The 13,749-nt window shown below is 64.7% G+C and carries 14 protein-coding genes, 1 rRNA gene and 1 pseudogene; 14 read left to right on the forward strand and 2 right to left on the reverse strand.

All coding sequences use genetic code 11. From position 1 onward, the window contains the following. The 12 genes from rrf (at position 1) to ACQUSY_RS13125 (ending at position 11,059) form a co-directional block, all read left to right on the forward strand. A 5S ribosomal RNA gene (rrf, locus tag ACQUSY_RS13070) occupies positions 1 to 117 on the forward strand. A 77-nt stretch (positions 118 to 194) separates the two neighbouring features. Beyond that, positions 195 to 2,054 carry a tetratricopeptide repeat protein gene (locus tag ACQUSY_RS13075; RefSeq protein ID WP_428904883.1) on the forward strand — a complete coding sequence of 620 codons (1,860 nt, stop codon included), beginning with the start codon at positions 195 to 197 and terminating at the stop codon, positions 2,052 to 2,054. Next, positions 2,054 to 3,091 carry an HAD-IIA family hydrolase gene (locus ACQUSY_RS13080; protein ID WP_428904884.1) on the forward strand — a complete coding sequence of 346 codons (1,038 nt, stop codon included), beginning with the start codon at positions 2,054 to 2,056 and terminating at the stop codon, positions 3,089 to 3,091. Before ACQUSY_RS13075 ends, ACQUSY_RS13080 begins: the two co-directional genes overlap by 1 nt. Positions 3,092 to 3,127: 36 nt before the next feature. Continuing rightward, a complete protein-coding gene (locus ACQUSY_RS13085; RefSeq protein WP_428904885.1) occupies positions 3,128 to 3,295 on the forward strand; it encodes a hypothetical protein in 168 nt (55 codons plus the stop codon). After that, the gene (locus tag ACQUSY_RS13090) at positions 3,292 to 4,089 is read left to right on the forward strand and encodes a TlyA family RNA methyltransferase (RefSeq protein ID WP_428904886.1); all 798 of its coding nucleotides are present in this window, start codon (positions 3,292 to 3,294) and stop codon (positions 4,087 to 4,089) included. Before ACQUSY_RS13085 ends, ACQUSY_RS13090 begins: the two co-directional genes overlap by 4 nt. Beyond that, the gene (locus ACQUSY_RS13095; RefSeq protein WP_428904887.1) at positions 4,086 to 5,042 is read left to right on the forward strand and encodes an NAD kinase; all 957 of its coding nucleotides are present in this window, start codon (positions 4,086 to 4,088) and stop codon (positions 5,040 to 5,042) included. The genes ACQUSY_RS13090 and ACQUSY_RS13095 overlap by 4 nt, the downstream gene beginning before the upstream one ends. Continuing rightward, the gene (recN, locus tag ACQUSY_RS13100; RefSeq protein WP_428904888.1) at positions 5,039 to 6,727 is read left to right on the forward strand and encodes a DNA repair protein RecN; all 1,689 of its coding nucleotides are present in this window, start codon (positions 5,039 to 5,041) and stop codon (positions 6,725 to 6,727) included. The genes ACQUSY_RS13095 and recN overlap by 4 nt, the downstream gene beginning before the upstream one ends. Positions 6,728 to 6,870: 143 nt before the next feature. Next, a complete protein-coding gene (locus tag ACQUSY_RS13105; protein ID WP_428904889.1) occupies positions 6,871 to 7,668 on the forward strand; it encodes a sulfite exporter TauE/SafE family protein in 798 nt (265 codons plus the stop codon). Between the two features lie 49 nt (positions 7,669 to 7,717). After that, positions 7,718 to 8,167 carry an FAS1-like dehydratase domain-containing protein gene (locus ACQUSY_RS13110; RefSeq protein ID WP_428904890.1) on the forward strand — a complete coding sequence of 150 codons (450 nt, stop codon included), beginning with the start codon at positions 7,718 to 7,720 and terminating at the stop codon, positions 8,165 to 8,167. Beyond that, the gene (locus ACQUSY_RS13115; RefSeq protein ID WP_428904891.1) at positions 8,164 to 8,571 is read left to right on the forward strand and encodes a MaoC/PaaZ C-terminal domain-containing protein; all 408 of its coding nucleotides are present in this window, start codon (positions 8,164 to 8,166) and stop codon (positions 8,569 to 8,571) included. The genes ACQUSY_RS13110 and ACQUSY_RS13115 overlap by 4 nt, the downstream gene beginning before the upstream one ends. Position 8,572: 1 nt before the next feature. Continuing rightward, positions 8,573 to 9,712, forward strand: coding sequence for a UDP-N-acetylmuramate dehydrogenase (locus tag ACQUSY_RS13120; protein ID WP_428904892.1), 1,140 nt, complete (start codon positions 8,573 to 8,575; stop codon positions 9,710 to 9,712). Positions 9,713 to 9,727: 15 nt separating this feature from the next. Then, the gene (locus ACQUSY_RS13125; protein ID WP_428904893.1) at positions 9,728 to 11,059 is read left to right on the forward strand and encodes a hypothetical protein; all 1,332 of its coding nucleotides are present in this window, start codon (positions 9,728 to 9,730) and stop codon (positions 11,057 to 11,059) included. A gap of 62 nt (positions 11,060 to 11,121) precedes the next feature. Here the strand turns inward: ACQUSY_RS13125 and ACQUSY_RS13130 are convergent, their stop codons facing one another. Then, complete coding sequence (locus ACQUSY_RS13130; protein ID WP_428904894.1) at positions 11,122 to 12,321, reverse strand: pyridoxal phosphate-dependent aminotransferase; 1,200 nt, start codon at positions 12,319 to 12,321, stop codon at positions 11,122 to 11,124. A gap of 143 nt (positions 12,322 to 12,464) precedes the next feature. Between ACQUSY_RS13130 and ACQUSY_RS13135 the strand changes: the two genes are divergently transcribed. Both ACQUSY_RS13135 and ACQUSY_RS13390 read left to right on the forward strand, forming a co-directional pair. Next, positions 12,465 to 13,172, forward strand: coding sequence for a FadR/GntR family transcriptional regulator (locus ACQUSY_RS13135; protein ID WP_428904895.1), 708 nt, complete (start codon positions 12,465 to 12,467; stop codon positions 13,170 to 13,172). A 71-nt stretch (positions 13,173 to 13,243) separates the two neighbouring features. Then, entirely contained in the window at positions 13,244 to 13,468 is a 225-nt protein-coding gene (locus tag ACQUSY_RS13390; protein WP_489685725.1) for a DUF7882 family protein, read from the forward strand. A gap of 156 nt (positions 13,469 to 13,624) precedes the next feature. On the opposite strand, the pseudogene ACQUSY_RS13140 reads toward ACQUSY_RS13390, so the two are convergent. Next, positions 13,625 to 13,749 (reverse strand): annotated as a pseudogene (locus ACQUSY_RS13140) (IS481 family transposase); the annotation flags it as partial.

Genomic DNA, 13,749 nt, shown 5'->3' on the forward strand with positions numbered 1-13,749 from the left:
TTCGGCGGCCATAGCGAGAGGGAAACGCCTGGTTACATTCCGAACCCAGAAGCTAAGCCTCTCAGCGCCGATGGTACTGCAGGGGGGACCCTGTGGGAGAGTAGGACACCGCCGGACTCCTTTTAGTCAAAATGGCCACCCAACGCTGGGTGGCCATTTTGCATTTACAGACAAATTCGACAGAGGAGATCGTCATGGCAGAAGCGCAAGAACCCCGAGAAGGCGGATCGCGCGCGCCTCGCGACTCCTCGCGTCCGCAGTACCGCGACAACAGCGGTAGCTCGCGCGACCGCCGGCCGCAGCGAGACGGTGACCGCCGCGAAGGCGGCTACCAGCGCCGTGACGGTGCAGCTCCGCGTCGTGACGGTGACCGCCGTGAAGGTGGTTACCAGGGCAACCGCGACGGTGGTTACCCGCGTCGCGATGGGGGCGTTCCGCGCCGTGATGGCGACCGTCGTGAAAGTGGTTCCCAGCGTCGCGATGGTGAGAACCGCGGATGTGGCTGTGAGCGCCGTGAGGGTGGTTTCCAGGGTAACCGCGACGGCGGCTACCAGCGCCGCGAAGGTGGCTACCAGGGCAACCGTGATGGTGCTCCGCGTCGTGAGGGTGGTTACCAGGGTAACCGCGAGGGCGGTCACCAGCGTCGCGAAGGCGGATATCCGGGCAACCGTGACGGTGGTTACCAGCGCCGCGACGGTACCGCTCCGCGTCGTGATGGCGACCGCCGTGAAGGTGGTTACCAGCGTCGCGATGGTGAGAACCGCGAAGGCGGCTACCAGCGCCGTGAGGGTGGTTACCAGGGCAACCGCGAGGGCGGATACCAGCGCCGCGATGACCGTGGCGATGACCGCCGTGCTTCGCGTCCGCCGCAGGACGTCCGCGCAGATCGTCCGCGCGACCCCGAACTTCCCGATGAGATCACCGCACGCGATCTTCACGGTTCCGCTCGCAATGAGCTGAAGACTCTTTCCGCTGAAAACGGCGACGCCGTTGCGCGTCACCTTGCTGCCGCGTCCATGTACATTGACACCGATCCCGAGCTCGCGCACGCACACGCCATGGCGGCGTCGCGTCGTGCCGGCCGTGTTGGTGTCGTTCGCGAAACTGTCGGTATCACCGCCTATGCGACCGGTGACTTCGCGCTGGCTCTGCGTGAGCTCCGCACCTACCGCCGTATTTCGGGCGGCGACGAGCAGATCGCGCTGATCGTGGACAGCGAGCGTGGCATTGGTCGTCCGGAGAAGGCTCTCGAAGAAGGTCGCGCTGTTGACCGCTCGAAGCTCGACGCGGCGACCCGCGTTGAACTCGCGATCGCCATGTCGGGTGCCCGCCTTGACCTCGGCCAGCTCGAGAGCGCACTGGCAGAACTCGACATCCCCGAACTCAACCCCGATGTGGCATTCAGCTACAGTGCGGGCCTCTTTGCAGCACGCGCTGCAGTTCTGGAGGATCTCGGTCGCGCCGAAGAAGCAGCCGAGTGGATGCGTCGTGCGGAAGTCGCCGCCGAGGCAACCGCAACGGATGACTTCGACGAAATGATCGTCGTGGACGAGTCGGAAGACTTCGAGCTCACTCGTGAGCTGGAAGCTGCGGAGCGCCGCGCCGCCTACGAAGCGCAGGAAGCCGCATACGCGGCTGAAGAGGCCCTGTTCCAGGAGATCGAAGCCGCCGAAGCCGCAGCTCTCGCTGGCGAGACTGAGTCCGACGATGACGACGAGTCCGACGACGACGACGACGATGACGACGACGATGACGACGACGAGTCTGACGACGACGATGACGACGACGATGACGACGACGATGATGACGACGATGATGACGATGACGACGATGATGACGATGACGAGGCACTGAAGTCGGAGGACAAGAAGAAGTCCAAGGACGACAAGGACAAGAAGTCGAAGAAGGACAAGAAGTCGAAGAAGGACAAGAAGAAGTCCAAGGACAAGAAGGACAAGAAGTCCGAAAAGACTGACGCGGAAAAGGCTGAAAAGAAGGCGAAGAAGAAAGCGAAGAAGGCGGCCAAGAAGGCTGCCGAGGCGGCCGAGAAGTAATGGGCCTGTTTTCGCGCGTTGCCTCGACCGTGATGCCGCTCGACGGCGTCGACACGATTCTCGCCGACCTTGATGGCGTGGTTTACGCGGGCCCCGGTGCCCTGCCGCACGCTGTCGAGTCGCTGAACCGTGCCCGCGCAACCGCACGCATCGGCTACATCACCAACAACGCCGCCCGCACCGACGTCACCGTCGCCGATCACCTCACCGAGCTCGGCCTGCAGACCACGCCCGATGAAATCGTGACGAGCCCCCAGGCAGCCGTGCGCCTGTTGCGCACGACGGTTGCTGATGGTTCCACCATCCTCGTGGTCGGTGGCGAAGGTCTCGTTGTCGAACTTGAAAAGGCCGGTTACACGGTCACGCGTTCGTCGGACGATAACCCTAACGCCGTTGTGCAGGGCTTCGCCCCCAACGTCGACTGGAGTCAGCTCGCCGAAGCAGCGTACGCTCTCGCGGTGCCCGAGGCTGAGGGCGGCATTCCATGGATTGCCACGAATACCGACTGGACGATCCCGCAGGCACGCGGAACCGCGCCCGGCAATGGCACGTTGGTGTCGGCTGTGCACACGGCCGTTGGGCGTCTCGCCACGGTCGCGGGCAAGCCCGAAAAGCCGATCTTCGACGTCGCGGTCGACCGATTCGCGGCTAAGAAGGCGCTATTCATCGGTGACCGTCTCGACACCGATATTGCCGGCGCACAGAGCGCAGGAATCGACTCGGTGTTGGTACTCACCGGCATCGATCGCCCGAAGCACGTGCTCGCGGCCCCGTCGCACGCACATCCGACCTACATCCTCCCTGACCTGCGCGGCCTCTTCGAGCCGTATCCGGTCACCACGGTGAAGGGTGACGTCGTGTCGGTGCGCGGCGCATCGGTGCGCGTCGAAGGAACCGACATTCGTATTTTGTCGGAGGGCGACCAGATCGACCTCCTTCGGGCCGCGGCACACGCGATTTGGGCGACCGGTCGACAGATCTTCGGATTCCGCGTTCCGGAGAAGCTGTACGAAGACCCGTTTCTCGTTCGTCGATAAAGGTTCACTCGCGCCCCGACCGCGTAGTCTGGAGGCGTGAGTACCCCGTCGAATGACCCCAGTGCCGGTTTCGTCAGCCGCGTGCGCGTGATTGAAGAGCAACCGCTCGAATCGCGCGCAGCCGGATACGCCGGGCTGCATGACGAACTCGCCAAGCGCCTTGACGCCCCGGTGACCCGTAGCGCCAGCGAGCCCGCCGAATGACCCGCCTCGACGCGGCACTCGCCGACCGTGGCCTTGCCCGGTCACGCACTCACGCCGCCCGCCTCATTGCCGATGGCCTGGTGACCGTCAACGGCCGCGGCATCGTAAAGGCGTCGCACGCGGTGACCGACACCGACGAGATTGCCGTCGCTGGTGCTGACCACTACGTGAGCCGCGCCGCCCACAAACTCATCGCCGCGCTCGATGCGTTCCAGATCGATCCGACCGGCCGTACGGCCCTTGACATGGGGGCCTCCACGGGCGGTTTCACCCAGGTGCTCCGCAAACGCGGCGCGAGCGCGGTCATGGCCGTCGACGTGGGCCACGACCAGCTCGACGCCCAAATCGCAGCAGACCCTGGCGTGCACGCAGTCGAGGGCTTCAACGTGCGCTACATGACGCCCGAAAACCTCGCCGCCGCCACCGGCATCACCGAGCGTCCGACGCTCGTTACCGGTGACCTCTCGTTCATCTCTCTCGATCACGTTCTCCCCGCCGTCGCCGCCACCGCAGCACCCGGCGCCGACATCGTGCTGCTCATCAAACCGCAGTTCGAAGTGGGCCGCACTGCGGTCAAGGGTGGTCTCGTGACCGACGCCGCCACCCGCGCTGACGCGGTCGCACAAGTGCTGTGGACGGCATGGGACCTCGGCTTTGGTGTGCACGGACTCACGCCCAGCCCGATCGTCGGCACGCACGGCAACAGTGAGTACCTTGTGCATCTTTCTGACACGGGCGGCGAAAACCCGACAGAATATCGAGACCAGATCCAACGAATGACGGAGCGCGCATGAGCGAACGCAATATCCTCGTTGTCGTCCACGCCCATCGCGACGACACCGTGGCCGCAGCTGAACGCATCTATCACTCGCTAAAAGCCGCCGGTGCCCGCTGCGTGCTGAGCGCCGATGACATGCGCGATCTCCGCGAGGTCGCCGACAACCAGGCGATTCTCGATGACTTCCTCGTGCTGGGCGAAAACGTCGCGGTTGACGACGTCGAGTTGGCAATTGTGCTGGGTGGCGACGGAACCATCCTGCGCGCAGCAGAGTTGGTGCGGGGGCGCGCTGCGCCGATTCTCGGCATCAACATGGGTCACGTCGGCTTCCTCGCCGAGAGTGAGCGCGACGACATGGACGAAGCCGTGCGCCGCGTCATCGCGGGGGAGTACACGGTTGAGGAGCGCCTCGCGCTCTCCGTTCGCGTGAAAAACCGCGAGGGCGACACGATTTACGAAACGTGGGCGCTCAACGAAGCCACGGTCGAAAAGGCATCGCGCGAGCGCATGCTCGAGGTCGTCATCGCGATCGACCGGCGTCCGCTGTCGAGCTTCGGCTGCGACGGCGTCGTACTGTCGACGCCCACCGGATCCACCGCCTACAACTTTTCTGCCGGCGGCCCCGTGATCTGGCCAACGGTGCAAGCCATCAGCGTGGTTCCGCTCTCTGCCCACGCACTCTTCGCTCGTCCGCTCGTCATCGATCCGTCATCATCGGTGACCATCGAGGTGCTGCAGCGGAACCAGGGCACGGGTGTGCTGTGGTGTGACGGCCGTCGTTCGCACGACTTGCCGCAGGGGGCTCGCGTCATTGTGCGGCGTTCGGCGCAGCCGGTGCGCCTGGCGCGCCTGCACACCGCACTGTTTACCGACCGCCTCGTGAACAAATTTCAGCTTCCGGTTGACGGGTGGCGCGGTGCTGACCCGGCAACGTCGGCGATTCCGACCATCAAGGACGCCACGGCATGATCGAAGAGATGCGCCTGCGCGATCTCGGCGTTATCGCTGAGGCGACGCTACCGATGGGTGCGGGCTTCACCGCGATCACGGGTGAGACCGGCGCCGGTAAGACCATGGTTGTGACCGGGCTCGGGTTGCTCCTTGGCCAGCGCGCTGACTTCTCCGCCGTGCGTGCTGGTGCTTCGCAAGCCAGCGTTGCTGGCGTGTGGGTGGTTTCCTCGGCTGGTGCCGTCGCCGAGCGCGTGGCTGACGCGGGCGGCGAGCTCGAAACCATCGACGATGCCACGAGCGAGCTGTATTTGTCGCGTAGCATCACCGCCGAGGGGCGCAGCCGCGCGAGCGTCGGCGGCGTGAAAGCCCCCGCAAGCGTGCTGAGCGATCTCGCTGACAACCTCATCGTCGTGCACGGTCAGTCTGACCAGTTGCGACTGCGGTCCGCCGCCGCACAGCGCGAGGCGCTCGATCGCTTCGGTGGGCCGGCCATCGCACAGGCCGCTGACGCCTACCGCGATGCCTACACGCGGTTCACGGCGCTCGATGTGCGCATCGCTGAAATCACCCAGCACCGTGACGCCCGCATTGCCGAGGCCGCACACTTGCGTGGTGTGCTCGCCGACATTGAGCAGGCCGACCCGCAGCCGGGCGAAGACGACGAACTCGCGCAGCGCGCCGAGCGCCTCGCCAACGCTGAAGACTTGCGCCTCGCCGCGGCGACCGCGCACGAAGCGCTCTCCAGCGAAGAAGACACTGCCGACGTGCTCGCGCTGATCGCCGAGGCTCGGCGCTCCCTCGAGCGTGCCGCAGACCCGGCGCTCACAGCGCTGGCGGAACAATTGGCTGAGTTGAGCTATCGGGCAACAGACATTGCGCAAGAGCTTTCCGGCTACCTCGCTGACCTGGACGAAGCGGGGCCGCACGAGCTCGCAACCGTGGAAGAACGCCGCGCTGTGCTCGGCGGGCTCATCCGTGCCCACGGCTCGCTCGCCGCGGCGATCGATCTGCTGACCACAGGTTCCGCACGCCTCGCCGAACTCGACGATGACCCCGACGCTCTCGAACGCCTCACAGCTGAACGCGAAACGCTGGCCGCAGAACTCGACGCCTGCGCTGCCGCCCTCACCGCCGCGCGCACCGAAGCCGCCGGCCGGCTCGGTGCAGCCGTCACCGCAGAGCTCCGCGAACTCGCACTGCCCGACGCTCGACTCGAAGTGCAGGTCGCGCCGACGGCACCCACCGCGAGCGGCCGCGACGAAGTCACGATCCTCCTGGCTCCGCACCCGGGTGCCTCACCGCGACCCGTCGCGAAGAGCGCATCGGGTGGTGAACTGAGCCGCGTCATGCTCGCGATCGAAGTCGTGATGAGCGCGTCTGACCCGGTGCCGACCTTCGTCTTCGACGAGGTCGACGCTGGCATCGGTGGCGCAGCAGCCATTGAAGTGGGCCGTCGCCTTGCGCGCCTGGCCCAGAGCTCACAGGTCATCGCCGTCACTCACCTGGCCCAGGTTGCCGCCTTCGCCAACAACCACCTCAGCGTTGTGAAGCAGAGCGACGGCAGCGTCACCGCGTCGAGCGTGCGCACCCTCGACGGTACCGACCGCGAAGCCGAAATGGCACGCTTGCTCTCCGGAATGACTGACTCCGACGCGGCCCTCGCCCACGCGCGCGAACTCCTGGCTCTGCGCGAAACGATCTAGCCCCTATTCCGTCGGAGAAACCCGACGAGCACGAAAGACACCCATGCACGAAGNCCTCGCCCACGCGCGCGAACTCCTGGCTCTGCGCGAAACGATCTAGCCCCTATTCCGTCGGAGAAACCCGACGAGCACGAAAGACACCCATGCACGAAGATGCCCCGGTTCGCACGCCCCGCACGATCCTCACCTACGTCGGCATCGGCGTCACCGCGGGTCTCCTGTCGGGCCTGTTTGGCGTCGGCGGCGGAACCATCATCGTGCCGTTCCTGGTGATGTTCCTCGCCTACAACCAGCGTCTGGCTGCCGGCACATCGCTCGCCGCGATCGTGCCGACGGCAACGGTCGGCGTGATCTCGTACGCCGTGACCGACTCGGTGGCGTGGATTCCTGCGCTCATCCTGGCTGCTGGTTCCGTCATCGGCGCACAAATCGGAACCGCCCTGCTGCCGAAAATCTCACAAACCGTACTGCGATGGGGCTTCGTCGGCTTCATCGTGGTCGTCATCGTGAGCCTGTTCATCATCGTGCCGTCGCGCGACGCGCAGTTTGTGCTCGACCCCCTCACGATCAGCGGCCTCGTCGTGCTGGGCCTCATCACCGGCGTGCTCGCTGGCCTCCTTGGTGTGGGTGGCGGCGTGATCGTCGTGCCCGTGCTGATGGTGGTGTTTGGTATTAGCGATCTCATCGCGAAGGGCACGTCGCTGTTGATGATGATTCCGACGGCGATTAGCGGAACCATTGGCAACCTGAAGCGCAAAAACGTCGACATTCTGGGTGGCTTGTTGATCGGCTTGTCTGCGGCCGCAACGACCGCTGTCGGCGCCTGGATCGCCGTGAATGTCGACCCTCGTGTTGCCAACGCTCTCTTCGCCGGATACCTCGTCTTCATCGCCGTGCAGATGGCGATCAAGGCGATCAAGGGCCGCCGCCAGAAGGGTTAAGTCCGGCCCCTGCCCAGCACCCACAAGTCTCGCTCGTTAGGATAAGAACGTGCCCGTAAATCCGGATCTTGTCGGCCAGGAGTTCCCGCCGACCGATGCTTACCTTGTTGGTCGTGAGAAGGTGCGCGAGTTCGCGCGCGCTACGTTCGCGGAAGACCCGCAACACCACGACCCCGAAGCCGCTCGCGCCCTCGGCTATGCCGACGTTGTCGCGCCGCCGACCTTCGCGATGGTGATTCAAGACCTCACGATTCACCAGCTGCTGAATGCGCCGAACTCGGGCATCGAACTGCAGAACCTGATTCACGCGGAGCAGAAGTTTCGCTACTCCCGCCCCATCGTTGCGGGTGATGAGCTGACGGCAACGCTGTCGGTCACGGGTCTGCGCGCGATGGGCCCGGCCACGATGATCAACAGCGAAACCACGATCGTTGACGCTAGCGGCGAGCACGTTGTGACCGCCATTTCGGTTTTGCTCGCGGGGGAGGCCAGCGCATGACGTACACCGTCGGCGACATCGTCGCAGAACGTTCGCTTCACATCACTCGTGACGCTCTCGTCAAGTACGCGGGTGCTTCGGGTGACTTCAACCCGATTCACTACCGCGACGATATCGCGGCATCCGTCGGCCTGCCTGGTGTGCTGGCACACGGCATGCTCACGATGGGCATTGCGGTCGGAACCATCATCTCGGCTCTCGGAGACTCCGCGCGCATCCGCGAATACGGTGTGCGCTTCACCCGCCCCGTCGTCGTCGACGCCGTGAACGGTGCCGATATCGACATCACGGCTAAAGTTGCCGCGATCACCGACGAGGCGATCCGCATTGACCTGACCGTCGTGTTCGAAGGCAAGGCCGTGCTCGGCAAGGCACAGGTCTTCGTCGCGCCCGAGAAGGACTAACGTGCCCGACGTCACCCCCCGTCCGCTCGCCGAGCTGACCACCCTTCGCGTTGGCGGTACGCCCCGACGCCTGGTCGAAGTCACTTCACGTGATGAAGCCATCGACGTTCTCCGCGAGGTCTGGGGAAGCGGCGACGACTGGCTCGTGCTGGGCGGCGGCTCGAACCTCTTCGTCGGTGACGACGACCTCGACATGACCGTCGTGCGGTTGCGCAACGAAGGCATCACGGTCGTGGGCTCACCCGAACCCGGTGTGGTGCGCGTGCGCGTCGAGGCTGGTCATGAGTGGGACGTGTTCGTCGGCTGGACAGTGAGCGCTGGGCTCGCTGGGGTTGAGGGTCTCTCCGGAATCCCCGGAACCGTGGGTGCGGCTCCGGTGCAGAACATCGGCGCTTATGGGCAAGAGGTCGTGCAGACCCTGCACGAGGTTGAGTTGATCGACGCCAACACGTGGGATGTCGTCACGGCTCCGGCTGCCCGCTTGGGTCTCGGATTCCGCACCTCCGTACTCAAATCGCACTATGGTTCCGTTGCCGACTATCACGCGGTGATTCTTTCGGCGACCTTCGACCTGCGTGCCGTCGGCACCGAGCCGGTCGCGGTCGCGGGGGAGCAGCTACGCCAGGCGTTGCGGCTAGACGACGACGCGCGCATTTCGCTTGCCGACATTCGCGCGACCGTGCTCGAGACCCGTGCCTCGAAGGGCATGGTGCTCAACGACGCTGACCCCGATACCTACAGCGCGGGCTCGTTCTTCCAGAACGCGATTCTGCCGGAGTCGTTCGTGCGCACGCTGCCGGAGGAATGCCCGCGCTGGCTCATGCCGGGTGTTGCTGAGGTCGCTGATCGGGTTATTCCGCTGGGCCAGTATGACGGGTACGTGCGGCCGGTGGTGCATGCAGAACGCACCTTCAAGGTGAGTGCCGCGTGGCTCATTGAGCACGTGGGCATTCGCAAGGGATTTCGTTTTCCGGGGTCAAACGCCGGCCTATCGACGAAGCATGCACTGGCGTTGACGAACCGTGGCACTGCGCGTGCGGAGGAGCTGGCAGAACTCGCCCGATTCATTCGTGGGCGAGTACATTCGGAGTACGGACTCCTGCTGGAGCCCGAGCCGATTCTGGTCGGCGTAGACATCTAGGCGCGAGGAGGCGCGATGACGGATTCGCAGTATCCCGGGCCGCCGCCGCCCTTGCCGCAGCAGCCGTCATCACCGAGCTACCACGGTTTTGGGGCACCGCCCCCGCCGTACCTGGCGCAGCCGTCGTACGCCTCCCAGCCGCCGTACGCCTCCCCGCCGCCGTATGCGGACCAACCCCCGTACGGGTCCTCCTCGTGGTCGGCGCCCCCGCCGCCCAGGAAGAAGCGCCACACCGGTCTCATCGTCACGGCGACGCTCGTCACGGTGGCGGCTGCCGCCGGTGTTGCGGGTTTCATCGTGTGGCAGAACGCTGCCGAAGCGACCTATGAAGCGGCTGTCGAGCAGTTGGAGGCGGCACAAGACAACGTCGTCGCAGCGAACACCGCAGGCACCGCGACGATCGCCGACGCTGAAGCCCGGCAGCTCGCCGCGGACACGATTGAACAGGCCGACACGACGGGGCTGTTTGACGCGACGCTGGCGCAATCATTCACCGATAGTGCGACCGCCCTCGACACGGCGCTCGCGGCAGCGCCGGAGGAGTTAACGCAGCCACGCTCGCCCGGCACAATGCCCGCGCTGCCGTGGGAACGCGAGGCAGAAGCCGCAGCGATAACGTCCCGCGCCGATGACGCGAACGACGACATTGTCGCATTCGACAACGACATCGAATTAGTGGCGAACGCCTCAACCACGCTCGACTCCGCGGCGGCCGACTTCTTTGGTTCCGTCACCACATACTCTGAGTCACTCATCACCGCGAACATCGCGGCCAAGAACGAGACGAAAGTGTCGTTCCAACGTGCGACCAGCGCCGTGACGCAGTTCACCGAGCTCAATGGTTCCAGCGCCGCGGCCGTCACCGCCTATGTCGATGCCGCCACCGCCGTCATCGCCTCGCAGCAGGCGGAACTCGACGAGAAAGCCGGGCCACTGCTCACTTCGCGACTCGAGGTCGAGCAGTTCGCCCGCGACCTCGCGCCGGGTATCATGCTGGACTTTGATTGGGCGCCGATCGTGGCCGGTGCGGGCGGTGGGCTGTCGGTGGGCGGAACCACGCACTGGTGGATGGATCCGGGGTACGCGACGATCACGCTGAGCGATTCGGTAGCGGAGCTCTGGGGCACGCAGTACGACCCGATGGTGCGTGCACTCGTGGCGCACGAAGTGGGTCACGCCCTCACGATTCGCTGCGGTGACATGTACGACTGGTCGACGCAGGAGAGCATCGAGGAGTGGGCAACCGCCTGGGCGATCGTGAACGGGTACACCGGCGAAGGCAACGGTGTCAGCGTGTATGGTGAGCCGCCGCAGAGCATGCTCGACGCCGCGCGCGGCTGCTCGTGACCTTGCATGAATGACAAAGGTGGGCCGGTTCTCGAAAGAACCGGCCCACCTTTTGTCGATGCTTAGGAGAACAGCTCCTGCAGGCGGCGTACGCCCTCAAGCAGTTCTTCGTCGCCGAGTGCGTACGACAGACGAATGAAGCCCGACGGGCCGAAGGCCTCACCCGGAACCACGGCAACCTCAACCTCATCGAGGATCAGGTCGGCAAGCTCAAGGCTCGTGGTCGGTGTCTTGCCGCGCCACGTCTTGCCGAGCAGGCCCGTGACGTCGGGGTACACGTAGAACGCGCCGAGCGGGTTCGGAACCTTCATGCCCTCGATCTTGTTGAGCTCGGTCACGATGAGCTGGCGACGGCGGTCGAATGCCTGACGCATCTGCTCGACCTCGTCTTGCGGACCGGTGAGAGCCGCGATTGCGCCGCGCTGCGCTACGTTGTTGACGTTGCTCGACAGGTGCGACTGCAGGTTAGCGGCGACCTTGATGGCGTCCTTCGGGCCGACCATCCAGCCCACACGCCAACCGGTCATCGCATACGTCTTAGCGACACCGTTAACGAGGATCGTCTGGTTCGCGAGTGCCGGAACCGCTTCGACTATTGACACGGCCTTCGTGCCTTCGTAGACGAGGTTCTGGTAAATCTCATCGGTGATGACCCAGATGCCGTGCTCAAGAGCCCACTCGCCGATGGCCTTCGTCTCTTCGGGAGTGTAGACCGAACCGGTCGGGTTCGACGGAGACACGAAGACGAGCACCGTGGTCTTCTCGGTGCGAGCGGCCTCCAGCTGCTCGACGGTAACCTTGTACTCCTGGTCGGAGCCAGCGAAAACCTCGACGGGCACACCGTCGGCGAGGGCGATGGCCTCGGGGTAGGTGGTCCAGTACGGGGCAGGGAGGAGAACCTCGTCGCCCGGGTTTACGACGGCCTGGAACGCCTGGTAAACGGCCTGCTTGCCACCGTTCGTGACAATGATCTGGCTCGGCTCGACCTGAAGCCCCGAGTCACGGAGCGTCTTCGCGGCAATAGCCTCGCGAAGCTCCGGCAGGCCAGCGGCCGGCGTGTACCGGAAGTTCGCCGGGTTGTGCATGGCCGCAATACCTGCGTCCACAATGAACTGCGGCGTCGGGAAGTCCGGCTCGCCCGCGGCGTACGAAATCACCGGGCGACCTTCGGCCTTCAAGGCCTTGGCCTTGGCATCAACCTTGAGGGTCGCCGATTCGGCGATGGCGGAAAGTTTACGAGAAAGGGGTGCACGCTCAGTCACCCTTTGAGCGTACTCCGCCAGCGCGAATCACGGTGCCGAGATTTCGAGGAAAGAATGTCTGCATTTATGGCTGAGGTGAGACAAAACCGTGGGGGAGCGGAACCACGTGGCCGTCGCAGAGGATTGCCCAGTACCGTGGAGATATGAAGGTCGAACGAGTCACCCGCACGCAATCCGTCGTTGACGGGTTGCTTGATGAGATCATCGCGGGTCGCGTCGTTGCGGGAGAACCACTCCCGGCCGAGGCTGACCTCGCCGACCTGCTGGGCGTCTCGCGACTGACCGTGCGTGAGGGCGTTCGCCTCCTGCAGGCACAGGGCGTCATTGTTCCGGTTCCGGGCAGTCGTCACCGCGTCGCCCCCGTCGACGAATGGACGGGACTCGAAGCCGTCGTGCGCTACGGCCGCAGTGGGGGAGCGCGCCGTCGGTCGGCGCTCGACCTGCTCGACATGCGCGTCATGTTTGAGACCGGTGCCGCCGAGCTCGCCGCTCCACGCTGCTCCGCCGAGCACATCGCTGAGCTCGAGGCGTTGCTGACCCGCATGCGCTACGCACACGCGAACGGTGATGTTCCAGGTTTCGTTGATGCCGACCTGGCTTTTCATGACGTGATCTTCGCGGCCGCTGGCAACCGCATTCTGCTGGCATCGGTGCGTCCGCTGACCGCGCTGCTGCAGGATTCGCGGAGCGAAACGAGCGCCGTCTTCGACATTCGTGAGCACGCGCTGGCCGAGCACGCCGCTGTTCTTGAAGCGATGCGCACGCGCTCGGGCGAAGCTGCTCGTGCCGCGATGGCGAGCCACATGCGACAAACGCGCGACGACCTGCTGCACTACGTGCTCGGCGAGTAGCGATCGGGTGGGGTTGCCAGACCGAAAACATCGGCGTACCATCGTTATCTGATATCGGATAACTCTCCGGTATTACGCAATCTTTCCGAACGAAGGAGTTCCCGTGCACGTCGACGCGCTTCTGGCCCTGGATTCATCCGTCGATTCCGCTCCGGTTCACTTTCGATGAAGTTGAGCCGCCGCCGATCAGTCTCAGGTGGGTCGAGCAACTCATGCACACCGCGAATTCGTCGGGCGGGATCACGCTCGTTGATGAAGTGTTGGATGCCCCTGAGATCGAAGCTGCTGCAGACTAGAGCAGATCCCAGCTTCCGGATAGGCCGAGTGTCAACACGGCTTGGTCGGAGTCCAGTGTCACGTGTTCTTCGGTGATGATCACGTGACTGTGGGGCGTGACCAGGGAGCGGACGAGTCGATCTCCTGCGGCTTCGAAGCGCACCACTCTTCCCGTGCTAGCTGTACTGACCTCGACCGTTGTTGATTCGGTCGATGGGGGTCTTGCCTCCGATGCCGAGGTGGTGCCTGTCTAGGTTGTAGTGGTCGAGCCAGGTCGTCAAGGCGGCGGCTCGGTCGTCGT

The sequence above is a fragment of the Microbacterium daqui genome (assembly GCF_050408675.1).
GTDB lineage: Bacteria > Actinomycetota > Actinomycetes > Actinomycetales > Microbacteriaceae > Microbacterium.